This is a genomic window from Mucilaginibacter segetis, from assembly GCF_016522075.1.
GTDB lineage: Bacteria > Bacteroidota > Bacteroidia > Sphingobacteriales > Sphingobacteriaceae > Mucilaginibacter > Mucilaginibacter segetis.
The window spans coordinates 1,751,185-1,770,557 of sequence record NZ_JAEHFW010000001.1 but is presented as its reverse complement, the minus strand read 5'-3'; the positions used below and the strand labels follow the sequence as shown (position 1 = coordinate 1,770,557).

The following is a 19,373-nucleotide window of genomic DNA, read 5'->3' as shown; positions in this document are numbered from 1 at the left end:
TTGTAAAGAAATAACCCGACAGAATGCCGTATGTTTTTTAAGTTCAAGCAGGTCGGCTCACTTCCGTACCACGGTGATTCCCCCGTTTTGTTCCATATACACCCGCTCGATTTGCTTCAGGTCTTCGGTCAGGGCCGTCTTCCGGATTCCCTGCATGACGTCCTCCCGGCTGACCAGCGCCCTGCGCAGGTGGTCATCCAGAAATTGCCCCTCCGCATACAGCAGTATCTTTTCGCCTTCCATCCACCGGGTTAAGCGGTAACCCCGCGCGATCAGCCAGCCGAAAGCCCGGTGCAACAGGACGATCGACAGGCAGGTTACCACAACGGGCACGAACGGAGATGCACCCACTACGGCCCGGCTCAATACCGCGCCAAGCAGGATGACGATGATATTGTCCAGCGGTGTTCGAAGAGCGAAACTGCGCCGCCCGGAAATCCGGATCAGTACCAGCGAAAGGATAAAAACTGCGATACCTCGATCACACATTTGGAGGATACCGAGGTCCTTCCCCTGACCGAAGATGGCGTGAAGTGTATCCATTTATAATTTTTAATAATTTCTTAGTGTTAAACATTTTACAACCAAGCGTTGTTTGGACATCATAAACAAATCAGTTGGAGGCCATGTCGGAAATGGTGTGCTGCACCATATTAATACGAAGATGGCAGCGCCTGCTTGAACAAATATCCGCCGGATTCGTAAAAGTTGTGTAAATTGTTCCGAATGAGAAGCCTCCACTTACTTCTTTCCGCGCTTTGTTTGTACTGGATGCCCTGTGCGTTCGCCCAGTCCGGCGATGCCACCGGGCAGATCAGGCGTTACCTGGCCCTCAGCCGCCAGTTTGAAAAAGAACAGCCGGATTCAGCGGTCTATTACGCCGGGCTGGGGGTAACATTGGCCGAAAAGACGAAAAAAGAAACGCTCCTGGCCGACCTGTTGCTGCAACTGGGTGAAGTGAACATGCGGCATCACCACACCGATCTGGCCCGGCAATTTTACAATAAGGCATTGGGACTTTTCCGCAGGCAGCATGATGCAGGTGGCGTAGCCCGCACCTATGATGCCCTTGGCCTGTTGGACGCCGACACCGCTGATTTCGGCCGCGCCATGCAGTATTACCGCGACAGCCGTGACAGCAGCGGGATCATCACGACCTATATCGCGATGGGCAAAGCCGCCCAGCAAAAAGGCAGGCAGGAACAAGCTATCAGTCATTACCTGCGGGCGCTGGCGCAATATGAGCACCGTGAACACCGTCCGGAAGCGTATTACAGTTTGCTCGAAACCGTCGGCCGGCTTTACGAGGCCAAAGGGGACACCGCTACCGCCATGCATTATTTTCGCAGCGGCATCCGCGACAGCCTGCAGGAGGGTCTGCCGGAAACGGCCGTGCACCTGATGAATGCAGAAGGCGAAATCCTGGAGCAGCAACACGAGGAGAAAAGGGCGCTGGCCGTTTATAAACAGGCGCTGGCAGAGGCGCGCCGGCAGCATCAAGCGGACGAGCAGGCGGAAGCGCTGCTCCATATTGCCGGCATCCTGAAGCAGACCGATGCGAAAAGCAGCATTACTGACCTGAAACAGGCTTTAGTGCTGGCGGAAAAACTGCGGCAACCCCAATTGGAAGCCCGTATCTATGCCGCGCTGGCGGCGGTCTACCGGCAGGAAAAAAATTACGGTGAGGCCATGAACGCGCTGGAAGAACAGCACCGGCTGGTGGACAGCCTGCTGCGCACGGACACGGTTAAGGAGATTAACGCACTGGAAAACAGTTATGCGCTGGAAAGTTCCGAAGAAAAAGTCAGCAACCTGCAGCATATCAACCGGCTGGAAAGGTGGCTGCTGGGCTGCGGCGCACTGGTGGTCCTGGTGATCGCCGTGTTCCTTGTGCTGCTCTGGCGTTATCTTCGTAAGAGCCGTCGCCTCAACGCCGAACTGCGCGCTTCCAACCGGGTAAAAGATACGCTGTTTTCTGTGATCGGGCATGACCTGAAAGGCCCGGCGGCAAGTGCGGCCCAGTTGTTTGAACTGATGGAAACGGAAGAATTGCCGCCCGACGAACTAAAGGTGATGGTGCGGGAATTGCGCAAACAGACGGCCGCTTCGCTGGAACTCCTCCAGGCCTTGTTTGAATGGGGTAAGGCCCAGCTCCGTGGCGTAACGGTGCAGCCGGTGGATTTCGACCCGCAACCGGTGGTAGAGCGCTGTGTGCACCTGCTTGGCCAGCAGGCCGCGCTCAAAGGGATCCGGATCGAAAACAATTTGCCGGAAAACCTGCTGCTGCATGCTGACGCCAATCACTTCGAATTTATTATCCGCAACCTGCTGTCCAACGCGATCAAGTTCAGTTACGAGGGCGGGGTGGTCGCTGTGGGTGCCAAGGCTGAAAAACAGGCACCTGAAGTAGTGTTCGCCGTGAGCGATCAGGGCGTAGGGATAAGCGACGACCAGCAGGCCATCTTTCTGTCCGGTAACCTGAAAGTCAGCTTCGGCACACAAAAGGAAAAAGGCAGCGGACTCGGCCTGCTGCTGACCAAGGATTTTGTGAAGGCCAATGGGGGCCGGATCTGGCTGGAGAGTGAAGAAGGCAGGGGCAGTACCTTTTTCGTTGCCATGCCCTGCGCTTTAAGATAGTTCTCTGTTCAATTATGTTGAAAAGGTCGGCAACAGCGCTGGCATTGTTTCAGCTTACCGAGTCTGTATATCACAAAGCTGTCATCTCTATGAGCATTCAGGACTTTTCCTTTTTTTGGGCAAAGCGTTGGGATTTACGTAGATGATTTTGGTTCGCCGCATCGATAGAGTGGGTCGTAGTGAGGTTACCTTCCTCTTGTGCCAGCTGAGACAGCCGGAGGTAGAACTTATGCAGTTGATCCAAGTCCTCCTCGGTCAGGTCTTCAATATTCACCATGCGGTTGCTCGTGCCCTCGTGGGAAGCCAGCAATTCGTTCAATTTCAAATGCAGGGCTTTTGAATCTTTATTTTGCGACTTCTGGATCAGGAAAACCATCAGGAAGGTCACAATCGTGGTGCCGGTATTGATCACCAACTGCCAGGTTTCAGAATAGTTAAATATGGGGCCGGTGACCGCCCAGGCAACTACCACGGCCGCCGCGGTAAGAAACGCAGCCGAGCTGCCGGTAGCCGCCGTGGCCCAATTGGCGAAGCGCTCAAAAAAATAAGTTTTATTTTTCATGACCAGTTGATTTGAAGGAAACTATTGCCCGTGATAATGTATTCCAGGTGACCGTCCTTTATTTTCTTGCCGCTGATTTTACCGGCTTTGCTTTTTACGGTCAATTTCGGCAATGCCTTTTTTGATGTTTTTAAGATGCGCATCCGGCAGCTGAACCGCTCATCACCTTTAACATTAAAGCCCAGTTGCCCCTTCCGATGCTGGTGCCCCGAGGTGGGATATTCCACATAGACCATAAAGTCCTCACCGGGCACCCGGTAATAATGCCGGGGGATGATCCCGAAGGCCACGCCCGCCCCATAAACCTCCTGTCCTACCGTTCCTGATTGTTCCCAGCCGTCGTGGATATCTTCGATGGCGATCCAAAGCTTAGGGTCCACCTGTCCGGTCTTTACCTTATCGGACAGCATTTCCCTCGGCAGGTTGGGTGGGTAGTAAAAGGGTGCCCGGTTCACCACATACTTCAGGAACTCGGGGACCAGTATATTCACCGCCGGCAGAATGTCCTCGCCATCCGCATACAGCAGCAAGTTGTGAAAAGCCGCAAACACTTCCTGTTCCTCATAAGCAGCCGTATAGGGTGCATCATTCAGCGGAAACATTGCAAAAAAGGTAGGGTAATGTTTGGCATACCCGTATTTACATTCCCAAAGCTGCATGTTTTTAAAGATACCCGCCAGACAAACATAGGCCAGGTCCAGGTATTGTCGGTCTTTGGTTTCCTTGTACAGCCACAGCATGGCATTGGCGCCGAAAGCCGTGTTGTTGGCCTGGTAAAACAGGTCAAAGCCTTTGTCACGGAGGCTTTTCGCGGCGCGTTTGGCCTCCAGTAAATATTTATTTTGTTTGGTAAGCTGCCAGGCATGCAGCATGACCAGCGCATAAAGCCCGGCTACATCTTTCTCGCCACCTTTACCGGGTTTTGTTTCGGCCTTGACCACTTCCAGCGTTTCCATATGGTAGAAAACCGGCCACTCATAATTAAAATGCCGCGCCACTTTTATGGTAAAATCCAGTGAGTCCAAAAACAACTTTTTACATTGCCTATCGCCGCGAAGTGCCATGCGCCCCAGGTTAAGCAGCGGATGGTGCAGGTACCAGGCATCCATTACACCGGGTTTCAGCTGTTCTTCCTCGCCGCTTAGCTCGTTTGCCAGTTCGGGAAGAAAGCGCACAACCGTTTTAAGTTTCTTATTATAAAATGCGTCAAGTCCATTTTGTATTTTCCGGATAGCAGGCAAATCGGCCTGGTTCCAGTCATAATAGTCTACCAGGGGCATTAATACCGCCATTTGTACCATCAGTTCCGGTGGGGTTTCGTAATCCGCAACATAGGCATTCAGGTAATCCTGTCCGGCGCCATGTGACCAGCAGCCATGGCTGAACTCCAGGTCATGCAAACCCTTGTCTACCATATCCGGCCAGGCGTAATATTGGGTTTCCGGTCTGGGTAAATGCAGATAAACGTCTGCCAGTAAAGTCAAAAATTGCTTTGCCTGCTCCGGTTCATCTTCAGGCAAATTCGGGCTGAAAGCGATATAGGCATCTGACAGCACGATTTCCTGATGCGCAGGTATGGGTTTACCTTTCAGCGTAGGCGGTAAGGCAAATCCCAGTTCAGGCCAGCTGCCGCCCACCGTATTACCCAGCGAAGTTTCGGTTTCCCCGGCATAATCGTTGAGCGCCGTCAGGTTCTGGAAATATAGCAAGGCGCCTGAGGCCGGTTCGTCCAGTGTGATATATTGCAAGCCGGAGCGCGTACCCACCTGGCTGACCAGTACCCGGCCTTTCGCCTGCCGGTCACTGTCATCCGGCCCGGTGATAACCATGTCCCGCGGCCAGAAAGGCAGCAGCAATGGCGCAGAAGGTCTGAGGGTAGTAGTATAGCGGATCAATGGCTTTTGAGGGTCAGGGAAATCGATTTTAACCTGATACTTGCCCAGGTGGCATCTCAAGGTTAGGGTTAGGCCTGTCTCATCTTTCAGCACACGATGTATTTCCAAATACCCGTTTGGAACATAGGCCGGCCGCAGGATAACCTGCGTTCCCAAAGGGCAAGTGACGGCGATCCAGATTGCGTTATTCAAGTGATGCAATCTGAAAGTATAACCCGCAATTTCCCGGCTAAAACGGCTCGGCAGATCCTGCCCGTGAAAAAGCTCCCGGACAGCTGCACCCCAGGGTGATAAAGCGCTCATCGTAAAAAGTCTTTGGTCGTCAAAAGTAACTCATGATTGAATTTATTGTTTCAATTTTATTAGAAATTAATTTAATTAATTTAAAAACACATTTAACTCCCGTTAGTTGTATAACAAATAAGTTTCTGTTTGTTCATTGTTCAACATTTAAATCAATTTACCTATGTTTCACCACGTCAAAGACTTACAATTCAACGCCAGGGTTTCGCGCCCTGACCCGTATTTTGCTAACTTATTGTTAGAACAATTCGGCGGCGAAAACGGCGAACTGGCTGCGGCTATGCAGTACTTCACACAGGCTTTTGGCGCCAAAGTGCCACATCCTGACAAATACGACATGCTGATGGATATCGCGACCGAAGAGTTCAGTCACCTGGAGATTGTCGGCGCCACTATCCAGATGTTGCTTAAAGGCGTTAACGGCGAGTTAAAGAACGCCGCGGATAGTTCGGAGATTATGCAGGTGCTGAATGGCAAGGCCGCTAAAGAAGATATTATCCACCAGGCCGTTTTCGCTAATCCGCAATTTGGGATCATCACCGGCGGCGGGGTAACACCAAGAAATAGCCAGGGTATCCCGTGGTGTGCTTCGTATATCGCCTCTAACGGCGACCTGACTGTGGATCTACGCAGCAACCTGGCTTCCGAATCGCGCGCCAAACTGGTGTATGAGCACCTGATGAAATTCACTGACGATCCTTACATTCACGAAACCCTATCGTTCCTGATGACACGAGAGGTTGCGCACTTTAAAATGTTCGAGGCGGCTCTGAATGATATTCAGCCCAACTTCCCGCCGGCTGTATTGGCCGCCGATCCTCGCTATACCCAGCAATATTTCAATTTGTCCAATGGACCGGAAGTACGCGGCCCCTGGAACCAGGGAGAGATGCCGGGCATGGGCAAGGACTTCGAATATATTGCCGACCCGGTTGCCCATGTACGGGAAACCCAGGGCATGACCGCACTGGAAGATGATAAGGATAAAGAGCTGAAGGCTGCCGAAAAACAGAATAAACAGCTCAGCAAAGAGAAAAGTGCCGAAGTGAAGAATGCCGAACCCGAAGGCGTTGCGCAATGGAGCACCTATCAATAAGTTTAATTTTAATGATTTAGTGAAGCTGCCTGTAAAAGGGCAGCTTTTTGCATAGTTATGGAACAAAAGATCGCAGCTTGTGCACGCGCGCTGGCAGAAAAGCAGCTGACGGTCGCCTTCGTAGAGAGTGCGACAGCAGGCTGGCTGTGTTCGGAATTCGCGCTGACCGAACAAGCCGGTGAAGTATTGCAGGGTGGCATCACCTGCTACGATGCATCCCTGAAAGAAAGTTTGCTGGGTGTACCGCACCCGCTGATCGAAATTTTTACGCCGGAATCGCAGGAAGTCACGGACGAACTGGCCAGAGGCCTGAAGCACCTGATCCCGGCGGATATCGCGGTTGCCGTTACCGGCCTAACCGCGCCTGGCGGTAGTGAAACCGCGGAAAAACCGGTTGGTACAATGTTTGTTTCTGCCTTGATCCGGCGAAACCTTATCTCGCGGCGCTTTACTTTTAGCGGGAACCGCGAAGCCATCATCAAGCAGACCATCGGCGCAACCGCCGAATTGCTGCTGGAATCTTTAGCGCAGCAGGTTTAAAATTTCAGCGATCGAGAAATGTGCGCCGCAGACAAACTCATCCGCCGCGCCATAATAAATGGTCAATTGATCACCATCGACGACATGGCCATTGGTAAACACCACATAACCAAAAAAGCCACTGAGCTCATAGGATTCCGTGGGTATCATGATGGGCTCTTTTGTCCTGGCGATCACTTTGCCCGGATCATCCAGGTCCATCAGGAAAGCCCCCAAACAATACCGGTGTTCGGCATCGGCACCGTGATAGATCTCCAACCAGCCGTGTTTGGTGCGGATGGGTGCCGCGCCGGCACCCACACGGGCACTGTCCCACATACCCGGACGGGTCTTGATCAGGCAGCGGTGATTACCCCATCGCCGGGCATCAGAAGATTCGGCCAACCAGATATAGTTACCACCGATCTCCTTGCTGCTGGGCCGGTGCAGGCAATAATACTTGCCGTTTATCTTTTCTTCAAAGATTGCGCAATCTTTGTTATGCGGCGGCAAGATCATCCCGCCGTTTTCAAAATGCCGCCAATCAGTAGTAGACCGTAAGCCAACGCCCACGCCGCTGTCGGATACGGCGGTATAGGTGAGGTAATACATATCTTCCATTAGCGTCACCCGGCAATCTTCAATCCCAAAACGTTCCAGTTCACCTTTGCCAAACAAAGGCGGGTAAGCGGGGTCTTCCTGAAAGTGGATACCATCGGTACTGGACAACAGGCGTAAATGCGACACCGTGGTCAGATAATCCAGGCCCTTATAGCTAATTACCCGCGCGTCTGAGGCGATCAGGTCGGGGTCATTTAAAGGCACTTCAATAATTTCTGTATCGCCTGCGACATTAAGTGCCGGAAAAAACAATACGCCTTCCTTTTGTTCTACACCTTCTGCAACACGCACAATCATCCATATTTTTTCTTCAAAACGAAAAACACCCGGATTAAGCAAGCTTATAATTTGCAGCCCCTCGCGGCTTGGAGCCAGGTCCTTAGGCAGCAACAGCGGGTTTTCGGGAAAGCGGCGGGCGATGTCGGTCATATTTTTTTCAGGAGTTGATAACCCAGCCCTGCAAATAAAGCGAAGACGATATGCGCCGGTACCAGTTGCAGGTAATATGTATTGAACCGCAAGGACGGCGGCAGCGGATGGGCCTTAAAAGTAGCTTTCCAAACAGCCACTGCCAATAGACCACTAAGACCGCCCAGCCAAAGACCGGTCTTCCAGTCGGGCCGGAGTTTCCCGCTTCGCCAAAGTTCGACATAGACCATCGCAAAAAGCAAGCCTACCGCATAATGCCCCAGCCAGCCTAAGGCCTGGCTTTGTTCTTCGTCCAGCTTAGGGATCAGCCTGTTCGCCAGCTGGCCCAATCGTTCCGGTTCGCTGAAGTTTTCCTCAGCTGCCAGCGACACCAGGTAACTGAACAGCGTCATAAACGTGGTGCCGGACACGCCCGTCAATAATATCTCCTTAGCTTTCATGAGTGCTGATAGCGGTTAAGTCCTTTGTGGCAGGGCCGGTTAATACTTTGCCAGCTACGTCGTAGCGCGCGCCGTGGCAGGGGCAGTCCCAGCTTCGCTCTTCACTGTTCCAGTTGACGATACAACCCGCATGCGTACAGACCGGGCTCAGGGCATAAATTTCGCCGGACTCATCGCGGTACGCTGCTATTTTTTTTCCGTCCACTTCTACCAGCTTGCCCGTGCCGGGTGATAAGCGTTTCAGCGAATCGGTTTCATAAATGCCGAAGCGATCCGCTACAAAATGATAAGCGACATCTGCGTTTTCTTTGACGAATTCGCTAAAGCTGTCCAATGGTTTGACGCGGGCCGGGCTGAACAGCTTTTCATATTTATTTGCTTTACCCAGTACAAGATCACTCAGGATTTTCCCGGCCACGCTGCCCAGCATCATACCGTTACCGTTATAACCTGTGGCGCAGTAAATACCTTCTGCTGACATGGGCATTTGCCCGATATAAGGCAGGCCGTCTACCGGCACATAATATTGCGACGACCATTTATATTTGACCGAGGATACACTATAATATTCCCGCACATATTTTTCGAGCGCTTTAAAAGCTTTTTCCGGGTCGTCATGGCCCGTTTTATGGTCCAGCCCGCCCACCAGCAGCAGTTGCTCCCCTTCAATAACGTGGGTCCGCACATAATGGTAGGGTTCCTGCGAATCGTAGATCAGCGCATCCGGGTATTTTCCGCCCTTTAATTTTACAGCGATCACATAGCTGCGGTACGGGGCGCATTCGAAATTGAACAGATTGATATTCGGCGGGGTATGCGTGGCATAGATCACCGCCCTGGCTTTGATATCACCGGCGGTATGAAGGCCGCCTTTGCTTTCAATGCCGGTGATCAGCGTGTTTTCCCTGATGCTGCCGCCAGCTGCCAGGAAAGCCTTTTGCAGGACACTCAAATATTTTAGCGGGTGGAACTGCGCCTGGTCCGGCCAAACCAGGGCTTTTTTGAACGGAACCGGCGTAGGTACCTGGTCAGTATAAGCTACATTTACGCCAACCTTTACCGCAGCTTCATAAATTTTGTCTAATTGTTTTACTTCTTTTTCGGTTTCCGCATACAAATAGCCGGGCTTCACTTCAAAATCACAATCCTGTTGCCAGCCCGCAATCAGGTCGTAGCCTTCCCGGATGGCGTCGGCGAAAAGCTGTGCGCCCTCCAAGCCAAAGGCGCTTTCCGCCTCGGCGTAAGTCGTATCCGCGAAGGTATTGATATGGGCGCTCGTGCCGCCGGTGGTACCAAAGCCGATGCGATGCGCTTCAACAAGGAATACCTGCTTCCCGGCCTGTTGCAGCAAGAGCGCCGCCGTCAGCCCGGTGATACCGCCACCGACCACCAGACAATCGTAAACGCCGGCATTCTGCCGGTTGGAGATACTAACTTCCAAGGTATTTTGCCAGGGGCTTTCTAAAGCCCCGTCTCTGGTGCCCATTGTTGTTGATTTTGATGTCATATTCCTATTACAAAAACCGGGCAGATAGTGTTTGCTTTTTAAAAAATTATTAAACAAATATTTTTCGTTCAAGTTAATATAGCATATCGTCGAAACATGGAAACAAAAGAAAAAGCACCGAAAAAACAGCACCGGCAACCGGGTATCGAAGCTAAAATGGACCCAGCGCCGCAATATATTAAGGATAGTTATAAGCCCGCCGAAAAGTTGCTGGGCAAGGTGGCTTTAATTACGGGTGGAGATAGTGGCATCGGCCGTGCCGTGGCGGTGCATTTTGCCGAGGAAGGTGCTGATGTAGCCATCGTTTATTTAGACGAAGACGTAGATGCCGAAACCACGCGCGACCTGGTCGAAGCTACGGGTAAAAAATGCCTGCTGATCAAAGGCGACGTAAAAAACGCGGCATTCTGCAAAACGGCCGTTTCACAAACAGTTAAGGCCTTCGGCCAGCTGAATATTCTGGTCAATAATGCCGGGATGCAGTTCCCGCAGAAAGATGTCAAAGCTATTGACGAACAACAACTCGACATCACCTTCCGCACCAATATCTTTGCTTATTTCTATTTCGCCGAAGCGGCGCTTCAACACTTAAAGGAGGGCGACTGTATCATCAACACCACTTCCGTCACGGCTTATCGTTCTTCACCCTCGCTGATCGACTATTCGTCGACCAAAGGCGCGATCACAACGTTCACGCGTTCGCTGGCCACCAATCTGAGCGAAAAAGGTATTCGTGTCAACGGGGTAGCGCCCGGTCCGGTCTGGACGCCATTGATCGTATCCAGCTTTGACGAAGAGAAGATCAAAAGTTTTGGCAATGAGACGGCGATGAAACGCGCCGGGCAACCTTCAGAACTGGGCCCTGCCTATGTGTTCCTTGCCTCGGATGACGCCTCCTTCATCACCGGGCAAGTCATCCACGTCAATGGCGGCGAAGTCGTTAATGGTTAAACATCAAAAACATCATATCATGGCTAAATATTCAGAAAAAGCACAGGACAAGGTCCATAAGGCTTTACACGAAGAAAAAGAAGGCACGCTTAAAAGCGGCAGCGGGAAGAAAGTAACCAGTAAAAAGCAAGCTATCGCCATCGGCTTGTCAGAAGCACGAAAGGAAGGCGCCAAGGTACCCAAAAAGAAAAGTTAAAATGGAGAATCCTTTAGATAAATACCCGAAACCGCCATTTGAGGAACAATTCCAGGAATGGCCCGGCCTGGCGGGCAAAATGAACCCCAAACCAGATCATGGTGAGACCAGCTATCAGGGGTCCGGAAGGTTGAAAGGCCGCAAGGCCCTGATCACTGGTGGCGACTCCGGCATGGGCCGGGCGGCGGCCATCGCCTACGCCCGGGAAGGCGCTGACGTGGCCATTAATTACTATCCGACGGAAGAATCAGATGCACAGGAGGTGATTTCCTTGATGGAAAAAGAAGGAGCTAAAGCCATTGCCATTCCGGGCGATCTGCGCGACGAGAGGTTCTGTCAAGCAATGGTTGCCGAGGCAGTAGAAAAGCTGGGCGGCCTCGATATCCTGGTCAACAATGCGGGCCGCCAACAGGCGCATGATTCGATTCTTGATATCAGCAGCGCAGATTTCGACGCGACCATGAAGACAAATATTTACGCGCCCTTCTGGACCATCAAAGCGGCCCTGCCCCACTTGAAAGCCGGCTCGGTGATTATCGGCACCACTTCCGAACAGGCCTATGACCCGACACCCGATTTGTACGACTATGCGCAAACAAAGGCGGCGACCACGAATTATGTCAAATCGCTGGCCAAGCAGTTGGGGCCAAAAGGCATCCGGGTAAACGGTGTAGCACCCGGGCCCATATGGACGCCCCTGCAGGTCAGCGGCGGCGCCAGCATGGAAAAATTGAAACAATTTGGCGAACAAACATCTTTGGGCCGGCCAGGACAGCCGGCTGAACTGGCTTCTATTTATGTACAATTGGCCGCCGCTGACGCAAGTTATGCAACAGGTCAAGTTTATGGCGCGGCAGGCGGCACGGGGCAACCTTAATTACAACATATGACAACCAATAAAAAATGGTCGGGCGAGGTGACCGAACACAGTGATGCCCTCGACCTGGAAAAGGATATTTTCAGATCGGGCGATCCTGATAAGATCGCCGTTTCACTGAAACATTCGGCGGAAAGCAGTAACCGGCGCAAATCGTCGCCCTTCCGCAGCGCCATGTCCATGCTGACCTTTTATGAGAACCGGGCAGGTAAAAACCTCAGTGCGGATGAAAAACAAGTATTGGAAAAGGCAAAAGATAAACTGAGGGAACTATTTGGAAAATAACTTTTATGCGGGCACCAGCAACCTGGTGCTGCCGGTCAAAAACAAATCGTTTTTTCCGGAGGTGTTCCAACAAGGCACACGCCTGACTTATTACGCGTCGTTATTCAATTCTATCGAGGTCAATGCCAGTTTTTACCGGATGCCCTCGGTAAAGACCGTACAGAAATGGACCGGCGAGGTGCCGGATGAATTCCGGTTCAGTTTCAAACTGCACCAGTCGGTGACCCATGCTTTGCCCGGTCAATTTGACCTTGGGCCAATCCCCGGTTTTATGGAGGCGGTCAGCGCGACCAGCAAACGCGGCTGCCTGCTGGTACAACTGCCGCCCAAATTTATGTGGAATTTAGCTCAGCTAAGCACCTTGTTTCGGGTTTTGCAGCCCTACGGCTGGCGCATCGCGATCGAATTCCGTAACCCTATCTGGTACCGGCAGGAAGTTTATTCGCTGTTACAGAATTTTGATGTTGCGCTGGTGTGGCACGACATGCCAGGATCGGCATCACCGCTGCAAAGCACCGCGGAACACGTCTTTATCCGTTTTCACGGCCCTGAAAAGGGCTATCGCGGGAGCTATACCCAGGAACACTTACAGGAATATGCGGACCTTATCCGGGAACAGCTGGCAGAAGGCAAGCAGGCATATGCTTATTTCAATAACACGCTGGGCGCTGCCGTTCAAAACCTGCAAACGCTGACTAACCTGATTTAACCAATCGGTAGCTCCGCTGTCGCGTTATTGTTCAAATGATCAAACCGGATGGCGGGTTAAATAGATTCGGATCGTTTTTCGGGAACTGGAGTGGTGTGTTTTTAAACTGCCTGCATTCCTGCATAAAAATAAACCACTGCGGCTTCACTAAGCTTTTTCCGCAATTATTACATCAAACACAATTATCGTTCTAATTAATTTTTTTGAAAACAAAGTACTTTTGCTGCATGTTTTTAAAGAAAAAAGCATACCTATGGCAACTAAAAAGCAAACGAAAGTGGAGCGCACTCCCGAGGTGGAAAGCGCCCTGAAAGAATTATTCGTAGACGAACTAAAAGACATCTACTGGGCCGAACAGCACCTGGTAAAAGCGCTGCCTAAAATGATGAAAGGCGCAACATCAGAAGAACTGAAAAAGACCATCGAGAAACACCTGAGCCAGACCGAAGGCCAGGTAAGCCGCCTGGAAAAAGTATTTGAAAGCATTGGTGAAAAAGCCAAAGCGGTGAAATGTGAAGCGATGGACGGCCTGCTGAAAGAAGCGGACGAACTCCTGAAGGAAACCGAAAAAGGTACCGAAGTGCGTGATGTAGCGATCATCTCTGCGGCGCAGAAAGTCGAGCATTACGAGATCGCTTCCTATGGTACCTTACGCACCTTGGCTACAACCTTAGGCTATAATGAAGCGGCCCGCCTGCTGGAAGAAACGCTGAAAGAAGAAAAAACAGCAGATTCCCTGTTAACTGAAGTAGCTGAGAACTATGTGAACGAGGCTGCCGCGGCAGAAACGGAGTAATTAAAAACCTTAAAAATTTATCTTATGGAAACCAAAACAACTTCGGTTCTGAATGAACTGATCGAAATCAACAATGATCGCGTAGCCGGATTTGAAAAAGCCATCGCGGATATTAACGACGAGAATATTGACCTGAAAGAGTTATTTCAGCGTTATGCCGCGCAAAGCCGGGAAAATAGCCAGGAACTGGCTGCTTTGGTAGGCAGTGAGGGCGGCGACGTGGAGACCGGCACCAGCGTGTCCGGCAGCCTGCACCGCGCCTGGATCGATGTAAAGGCTTTGTTCGGGGGCAGCAGCCGCGAGAGTATTTTATCAGAAGCGGAACGCGGCGAGGACGCCATTAAAAAGGCTTACCGCGATGCCCTGGAAGATATCGAACTGAGCGGAAACGCACGGGCAGTAATAAGTCGCCAGCAAAGCGGTATCGATGCTGCGCATGACGAAGTTAAAGCTCTACGCGACGCCGCTAAGTAAGTCTATTTTTTTTAAGCCGCCTCCGGGCGGCTTTACCGTTTAACTATGAAAGCATTATTGATCAACTGTACACTGAAGCGTGCGCCGAGGTTTTCCAATACAGAAGCGCTGGCCAAAAAAGCGGCACAGCAACTGGAAGCGAAAGGCATCGAAACCGAGATTATCCGGCTCAATGATTATCATGTACTGACTGGCAATACATCTGATGAAGGCGAAGGCGATGAATGGCCGCTGATCCTCGAAAAGATCAGGGCCTGTAATATCTTCGTCATGGCCACACCCATCTGGATGGGACACCTGGCCTCCACCGCCCAAAAGGTGATCGAACGTCTGGACGCCATTTTTCGGGACGAAAACTTGATTGATGAAAAAACGGGGCAATTTATGCCCTACAATAAAGTGGCGGGCTGTCTGGTGACCGGTAACGAGGATGGCGCGCACAGCTGCGCCGCACAGGCACTTTGGTCCTTGCAGGAAGTGGGCTTTACCATCCCGCCAAATGTAAATGCTTACTGGGTCGGCATGGCCGGCGGCGAGCAGGATTATGTGGAAGCCGGTGGTGAACGCTATCTGTACACCAATAAGAGCTTGCGTTATATGACCGAGAACCTGGCCTGGTTTGCGCAATTGTTAAGGGATAATCCCATCGGCACCAACCTGCTGGCGGCCGAAGAAAAAGCCAAACAAGAAAGCTAGCCGGGTGTCAATTCTGCCGCAATTTTGCTTCCATGCTCAACGTAGTATGTGGTACGGCCATCAGCCGCTCTTTTTGGATCAGTTTCCCCGTAGCGCGGCAAATGCCATAAGTTTTATTGCCGATCCTTACCAAAGCGGCTTCCAACTGTTCCATAAACTTCTTTTGCCGGGCCGCCATCTGGTAAACGGTTTCTTTTTCCAGGGTCGCCGCGCCATCTTCCATCGTGGCATAAGCGCCGCTGTTGTCATCGTTGCTGTTGCTGCCATTGAGTACGGCACTCAGCTCGGCGAATTCGTCACGGGCAATATCCAGCTTGTTTTGGATCAGTTGCCTGAATTCTTCTAATTCTATATCTGAATAGCGGGTCGGCCCCGGTGTCGTTATATTTTCCATGCAAGCTAAACAGAAAAGCGCTGTCCTGGTTTTATAAAAAAAGGAGGAATCATGCCCTGGTATAACGGCGATTACCCGCCATCTTACAAGAACCAACCGAAATATCTTCGGGATAAAGCGACCGAGATCGCTAATGAAGTCTTAAAAACTACCGGTAACGAAGGTGAAGCCATCGCCACCGGCCTGAAACAGGCGCGCAAGCATTTTGAACATCACCCGGAAGAAATTCCCAAAAACGAAAAATGACATGCCTTCTGCCGTCATCAAATCTTACCATTACGACGCCGGAACGCAGATATTCGAAGTCATCTATCACTCGGGAAAGGTGTACCATTACCTGGGGGTTCCGGAAAATGAGTACCGGCAGTTCAAAGCCACGATGGTCAAAGGTATCTGGTTCAATAAGCACATCAAGGGCAAATACCCGTTTAAGGATGTTACGCCGGGTATGAACCAGTCGAGCTTATTTTGAATGAATACTGTCGCCTATGTTTAATGGTGTTTGAAATATTGAATTTCCTTTTCATGCTTCCGGGCCGCTTCCTTCGAATCGAACGTACCCAGATTTTTGCGTTTATGAGTATCCGGGTCTACCTTTTTGGAGTAGATCCGGTATTTGCCAGATTTTAATTTCCTGATCATAAATATTAAATTACTTTGATCACAATTTTGCCGCGGGTATGATGCTGCGCGTTCATTTCCTCGGCCTTCTTCGCTTCATCCAAATTAAAAACTGCCGATATAACGGGCTGTATGAGGCCCTCGTCGATCAAACCCGCGATCTGTTCCAGGTCTTCCGGGTAAGACTGGGCGGTGAAGCCCTCCAACTGGATATGCTTTGCTTTGGCCTCCTCTTTATACTCGGGCATGACCGTGGTCACCAGGCGCCCGCCAGGCTTGATCACCTGCAGGGAACGCTGCTGGGTCTCCTTACCGATCAGGTCGAAGACCAGGTCGATGTCGCCGGTCTTTTCCTCAAAACGCTCGTTCTGGTAATCTATAGCTTCGTCAGCTCCTATCTGTTTAATGAAAGCCAGGTTATCTGCCGAACCCGTGCCGATCACATAGGCGCCTTTCCATTTGGCAAACTGTACGGCAAAGCTGCCGACACCGCCAGAGGCTGCATGAATCAGTACCCGCTGGCCTTTTTCCAGTTTGCCGAATTTAAACAGGCCCTGCCAGGCGGTGAGTCCTGCGAGCGGAGCTGCTGCGGCATGAATATGGTCAATGCTTTTCGGCTTGAGCGCCAGCTGGTCGGCTTCCATAACAAGGTATTCGGCAAAAGCGCCGTTCCTTGTTGGAAAAGGCCTTCCGTACACTTCGTCGCCTATACTAAATCTGCGGACCTTACTACCGGCCGCCTCCACCACACCAGACACGTCCCAGCCGATGGTTAACGGAAATTGGGTGGGAAACCTTTGCTGTGCCGCACCAGCCATAATTTTCTGATCGACCGGATTCACGGAGCTGGCATGCACTTTAATCCGTACCTCGTGGTCTTGGGGCTGCGGTTTTTCCGTTTCTTCCAATTCCAGCACGTCTGTGTTTCCGAATTCATGTATCCTTGCTGCTTTCATCGTGTTTCTACTTTTCTTTAGTAAGTTGCTTTTCTACCTCCTGGCGCTGATTGGAACCCGCCGACTTTTTGGCGGTTGATATGACGTCTTTATTAACACCATCCTTGCGCGCTTCATAATTGAGTTCGTGGGGTTGATCTGATACAGAACGACGTTCCACCTTGCTTCCTCTTGTGCTCATAAAACAATAAATTAGTTTACTTATTAGTTAACAATATTTACGATATTGGGTTTTGTTTATTTACATGTTGACCATGGAAACCGTTATCATACAGGAAACCGATCCCGAAATATCAGATGTTTTATATGCCGTGCTAAAACAGGAAGGCTTTCGGGTCTATGCGTTAAGCGAAAGCGGGCCCGATGTCCTGGAACTGATCGGGCAAGCGCAGCCCCACGCCATTATGCTTGATTACGTACTGAGCGACAAGGACAGCGCCTGCCTGTGTAGCGAGATTAAACAGCGTTATCCGGCGCTGCCGGTGTTGGCCTTAAGCTGTAACAGCGATATCAGCGAGGTTTACCGCACAGTCGGGTTTGATGGCTATATAGCTAAACCTTTCAACCTGGACGACCTTTTCCGAATTCTGCGCGGATTTATCCCGGAATCTTAGCTCCTGAACAATTCGTGCGCCCGGGTGTTATATCTTATCTTAATTTTAAAACGCAGTTGTGAAAAACAGTTTCGCTATTGATATCGTACCCGGTAATGACCCCGAGCGTGTGGCCGCTATGGCACGTTACCGCCTATTTGATACGCCGGCGGAAACGGTATTTGATAACATGACATTGCTGGCGGCGGCCACCTTTCAGACGTCCGTCGCCCTGATCTCACTGGTAGGTTCGGATACTGTCTTTTTCAAATCTACCGTAGGTGTCGGTAAAGTGCGCTGCGCCGAACGTGGTGAAAGCCTTTGCGCCCTGGCCATCATGAGCCCGGGCGTCATGGTTTTTGAAGATGCATTGAAGGCACCGCAGGTAGCGGACAGCGTACCGGTGAAGCAAGGTGTGCGCTTTTATGCCGGCGCCCCGCTGGAATCGCCGGACGGCTATTTGATCGGTACGATCTGTATCGCTGACTTCAGGCCACGAACGTTCAGCACGAACGACCGCAAGGTATTGGAAACGCTATCGCGCGTGGTGATGGAGCAGATGGAACTGCGCCTGGCTGCGATGAATGAAGTGGAAGCGCAAAAGCAATTGGCCGAGGAAAAAGATGCTTTCCTGAGCGTCGCCAGCCATGAACTGAAAACGCCGTTAACCAGTCTCACCGCGTCCCTGCAATTATTGGACCGGCTGCAGCCCGATAAGACCACGCCTTTTGGAAAAATGCTGGCACAGGCCAGCCGCAGCTTGCAGAAGCTCAACCGTCTCGTTACCGATCTGCTGAACGTCCGCCGGATTGCTACCGGTAACCTGCCGCTGAACCGTAGCCGTTTCCGCATCGGCCAGCTTATCGAAGATTGCTGCGCCCATATTCATCTGGAAGGCCGTTACCAAATCCAACTGGAGGGTAAGAAAGAGCTGGAGGTATTCGCCGATGAACAAAAGATTGAGCAGGTCATCGTAAACCTCGTTAATAACGCGATCAAATATGCGCCGACATCCTACCATATTTATATCAGTTTGAGCTGTCAGGATCATAGGGCACGCGTCAGCGTTCGGGACGAGGGGCCCGGTATCCCTGCCAATAAGCTGCCGCATATCTTCGAGCGCTATTACCGTTCAGAAAATCAGCGTACGTCCGGACTTGGTCTGGGGCTGTACATTATTTCCGAGATCATTCGTCAGCATGGCGGAGAGCTGGGCGTAGAAAGCGAAATCGGTAGGGGCAGCAGCTTCTGGTTCACTTTGCCGCTGAATTAAGGCAGGCGATAATTCTGCATCTTTTTTCACTTTATTTTGCTGGTCAGCTGCTAAAATGACCACAGTCATATTATTTATTTCAAAAACTATTACTTTTGTCGGATGAAGCGAGTGTTCGCCCTTTTGTTTACCCTTATTTACGTACTTTCGGCCACGGGGGTGTCTGCAGCGCAGTTTTACTGCTGCGGTAGACTGGCCTCGACCACGTTTACACTGGGAGAGGGTGATAGCCGGGCTCATGCTTCCCTTCCTTTAAACGGGCAACAACTTAAAGGCAAAGACTGTTGCCAGACCACCCACCAGGTATTCAAATTAAAAGACCGTCATTTTGGTGCAACTGAAACGGCCTTTAAGGTCATTGGCCTGGCGGTGGCGGTACCTGCGCAGAAATTTGAGTTCCTGAATATCGCTGCGGCGATGGCGGCAGCGCCGACCCTATACGCCCATGCGCCACCGCAGCTATCTTGCCCCCCTGTCTACCTGCTCAACTGCAATTACCGTATCTGATTTCTTTTCTTGCTGCCTTCCCGGGCAATTGAATGC

26 protein-coding genes are annotated in these 19,373 nt (G+C 51.2%); 16 read left to right on the top strand and 10 right to left on the bottom strand.

Features of this window, described 5'->3' with window-relative positions; translation table 11 throughout:
* Positions 1 to 57: 57 nt before the first annotated feature.
* The gene (locus I5M19_RS08090) at positions 58 to 543 is read right to left on the bottom strand and encodes a DUF421 domain-containing protein (RefSeq protein WP_200065695.1); all 486 of its coding nucleotides are present in this window, start codon (positions 541 to 543) and stop codon (positions 58 to 60) included.
* 183 nt (positions 544 to 726) lie between these two features.
* On the opposite strand from I5M19_RS08090, the gene I5M19_RS08085 reads away from it, so the two are divergent.
* A complete protein-coding gene (locus I5M19_RS08085; RefSeq protein WP_200065694.1) occupies positions 727 to 2,637 on the top strand; it encodes a tetratricopeptide repeat-containing sensor histidine kinase in 1,911 nt (636 codons plus the stop codon).
* Positions 2,638 to 2,734: 97 nt separating this feature from the next.
* On the opposite strand, the gene I5M19_RS08080 is transcribed toward I5M19_RS08085, so the two are convergent.
* Together I5M19_RS08080 and I5M19_RS08075 are read right to left on the bottom strand one after the other, a co-directional pair.
* Positions 2,735 to 3,199 (bottom strand): low affinity iron permease family protein, encoded by a 465-nt coding sequence (locus I5M19_RS08080; protein ID WP_200065693.1) that lies wholly within the window; start codon positions 3,197 to 3,199, stop codon positions 2,735 to 2,737.
* Positions 3,196 to 5,397, bottom strand: coding sequence for a hypothetical protein (locus I5M19_RS08075; RefSeq protein WP_200065692.1), 2,202 nt, complete (start codon positions 5,395 to 5,397; stop codon positions 3,196 to 3,198). Before I5M19_RS08075 ends, I5M19_RS08080 begins: the two co-directional genes overlap by 4 nt.
* A gap of 163 nt (positions 5,398 to 5,560) precedes the next feature.
* On the opposite strand from I5M19_RS08075, the gene I5M19_RS08070 reads away from it, so the two are divergent.
* Entirely contained in the window at positions 5,561 to 6,493 is a 933-nt protein-coding gene (locus I5M19_RS08070; protein WP_200065691.1) for a manganese catalase family protein, read from the top strand.
* Positions 6,494 to 6,550: 57 nt separating this feature from the next.
* Entirely contained in the window at positions 6,551 to 7,033 is a 483-nt protein-coding gene (locus I5M19_RS08065) for a CinA family protein (protein WP_200065690.1), read from the top strand.
* Here the strand turns inward: I5M19_RS08065 and I5M19_RS08060 are convergent.
* From I5M19_RS08060 to I5M19_RS08050, 3 genes are read right to left on the bottom strand one after another with little or no spacing between them, the layout of a single operon-like run.
* Positions 7,016 to 8,062: a glycoside hydrolase family 130 protein gene (locus I5M19_RS08060; RefSeq protein WP_200065689.1), complete on the bottom strand. Its 1,047-nt coding sequence runs from the start codon at positions 8,060 to 8,062 to the stop codon at positions 7,016 to 7,018. The two genes, I5M19_RS08065 and I5M19_RS08060, sit on opposite strands and share 18 nt — an antisense overlap.
* On the bottom strand, positions 8,059 to 8,502 hold the full coding sequence (locus I5M19_RS08055; protein WP_200065688.1) for a hypothetical protein: 444 nt from the start codon (positions 8,500 to 8,502) through the stop codon (positions 8,059 to 8,061). Before I5M19_RS08055 ends, I5M19_RS08060 begins: the two co-directional genes overlap by 4 nt.
* Positions 8,492 to 10,081 (bottom strand): FAD-dependent oxidoreductase, encoded by a 1,590-nt coding sequence (locus I5M19_RS08050; RefSeq protein WP_317193222.1) that lies wholly within the window; start codon positions 10,079 to 10,081, stop codon positions 8,492 to 8,494. Before I5M19_RS08050 ends, I5M19_RS08055 begins: the two co-directional genes overlap by 11 nt.
* Positions 10,082 to 10,105: 24 nt before the next feature.
* On the opposite strand from I5M19_RS08050, the gene I5M19_RS08045 reads away from it, so the two are divergent.
* The 8 genes from I5M19_RS08045 (at position 10,106) to I5M19_RS08010 (ending at position 14,993) form a co-directional block, all read left to right on the top strand.
* Complete coding sequence (locus I5M19_RS08045; RefSeq protein WP_200065687.1) at positions 10,106 to 10,960, top strand: SDR family oxidoreductase; 855 nt, start codon at positions 10,106 to 10,108, stop codon at positions 10,958 to 10,960.
* A gap of 19 nt (positions 10,961 to 10,979) precedes the next feature.
* Entirely contained in the window at positions 10,980 to 11,156 is a 177-nt protein-coding gene (locus tag I5M19_RS08040) for a DUF6496 domain-containing protein (protein WP_200065686.1), read from the top strand.
* 1 nt (position 11,157) lies between these two features.
* The gene (locus I5M19_RS08035) at positions 11,158 to 12,033 is read left to right on the top strand and encodes an SDR family oxidoreductase (protein WP_200065685.1); all 876 of its coding nucleotides are present in this window, start codon (positions 11,158 to 11,160) and stop codon (positions 12,031 to 12,033) included.
* Between the two features lie 9 nt (positions 12,034 to 12,042).
* Entirely contained in the window at positions 12,043 to 12,318 is a 276-nt protein-coding gene (locus I5M19_RS08030; protein ID WP_200065684.1) for a DUF3175 domain-containing protein, read from the top strand.
* Complete coding sequence (locus tag I5M19_RS08025) at positions 12,308 to 13,027, top strand: DUF72 domain-containing protein (RefSeq protein ID WP_200065683.1); 720 nt, start codon at positions 12,308 to 12,310, stop codon at positions 13,025 to 13,027. The genes I5M19_RS08030 and I5M19_RS08025 overlap by 11 nt, the downstream gene beginning before the upstream one ends.
* A gap of 253 nt (positions 13,028 to 13,280) precedes the next feature.
* Positions 13,281 to 13,823, top strand: a complete 543-nt coding sequence (locus I5M19_RS08020) for a YciE/YciF ferroxidase family protein (protein ID WP_200065682.1) — start codon at positions 13,281 to 13,283, stop codon at positions 13,821 to 13,823.
* A gap of 24 nt (positions 13,824 to 13,847) precedes the next feature.
* Positions 13,848 to 14,297 carry a ferritin-like domain-containing protein gene (locus I5M19_RS08015; RefSeq protein ID WP_200065681.1) on the top strand — a complete coding sequence of 150 codons (450 nt, stop codon included), beginning with the start codon at positions 13,848 to 13,850 and terminating at the stop codon, positions 14,295 to 14,297.
* Between the two features lie 45 nt (positions 14,298 to 14,342).
* The gene (locus I5M19_RS08010) at positions 14,343 to 14,993 is read left to right on the top strand and encodes a flavodoxin family protein (RefSeq protein WP_200065680.1); all 651 of its coding nucleotides are present in this window, start codon (positions 14,343 to 14,345) and stop codon (positions 14,991 to 14,993) included.
* A gap of 7 nt (positions 14,994 to 15,000) precedes the next feature.
* On the opposite strand, the gene I5M19_RS08005 is transcribed toward I5M19_RS08010, so the two are convergent.
* The gene (locus tag I5M19_RS08005; RefSeq protein WP_200065679.1) at positions 15,001 to 15,387 is read right to left on the bottom strand and encodes a TraR/DksA family transcriptional regulator; all 387 of its coding nucleotides are present in this window, start codon (positions 15,385 to 15,387) and stop codon (positions 15,001 to 15,003) included.
* A gap of 51 nt (positions 15,388 to 15,438) precedes the next feature.
* On the opposite strand from I5M19_RS08005, the gene I5M19_RS08000 reads away from it, so the two are divergent.
* Complete coding sequence (locus I5M19_RS08000) at positions 15,439 to 15,633, top strand: DUF2188 domain-containing protein (RefSeq protein ID WP_200065678.1); 195 nt, start codon at positions 15,439 to 15,441, stop codon at positions 15,631 to 15,633.
* Position 15,634: 1 nt separating this feature from the next.
* Positions 15,635 to 15,859 carry a KTSC domain-containing protein gene (locus I5M19_RS07995; protein ID WP_200065677.1) on the top strand — a complete coding sequence of 75 codons (225 nt, stop codon included), beginning with the start codon at positions 15,635 to 15,637 and terminating at the stop codon, positions 15,857 to 15,859.
* Between the two features lie 20 nt (positions 15,860 to 15,879).
* Here the strand turns inward: I5M19_RS07995 and I5M19_RS07990 are convergent, their stop codons facing one another.
* From I5M19_RS07990 to I5M19_RS07980, 3 genes are read right to left on the bottom strand one after another with little or no spacing between them, the layout of a single operon-like run.
* A complete protein-coding gene (locus I5M19_RS07990) occupies positions 15,880 to 16,029 on the bottom strand; it encodes an AP2/ERF family transcription factor (RefSeq protein ID WP_200065676.1) in 150 nt (49 codons plus the stop codon).
* Between the two features lie 5 nt (positions 16,030 to 16,034).
* Complete coding sequence (locus I5M19_RS07985; protein ID WP_200065675.1) at positions 16,035 to 16,964, bottom strand: NADP-dependent oxidoreductase; 930 nt, start codon at positions 16,962 to 16,964, stop codon at positions 16,035 to 16,037.
* A gap of 7 nt (positions 16,965 to 16,971) precedes the next feature.
* A complete protein-coding gene (locus tag I5M19_RS07980; protein WP_200065674.1) occupies positions 16,972 to 17,145 on the bottom strand; it encodes a hypothetical protein in 174 nt (57 codons plus the stop codon).
* A 73-nt stretch (positions 17,146 to 17,218) separates the two neighbouring features.
* On the opposite strand from I5M19_RS07980, the gene I5M19_RS07975 reads away from it, so the two are divergent.
* The 3 genes from I5M19_RS07975 (at position 17,219) to I5M19_RS07965 (ending at position 19,337) form a co-directional block, all read left to right on the top strand.
* A complete protein-coding gene (locus I5M19_RS07975) occupies positions 17,219 to 17,578 on the top strand; it encodes a response regulator (RefSeq protein WP_200065673.1) in 360 nt (119 codons plus the stop codon).
* Between the two features lie 58 nt (positions 17,579 to 17,636).
* Positions 17,637 to 18,830 carry a GAF domain-containing sensor histidine kinase gene (locus I5M19_RS18800; RefSeq protein ID WP_200065672.1) on the top strand — a complete coding sequence of 398 codons (1,194 nt, stop codon included), beginning with the start codon at positions 17,637 to 17,639 and terminating at the stop codon, positions 18,828 to 18,830.
* A 102-nt stretch (positions 18,831 to 18,932) separates the two neighbouring features.
* A complete protein-coding gene (locus tag I5M19_RS07965) occupies positions 18,933 to 19,337 on the top strand; it encodes an HYC_CC_PP family protein (RefSeq protein ID WP_200065671.1) in 405 nt (134 codons plus the stop codon).
* Positions 19,338 to 19,373: the final 36 nt, after the last annotated feature.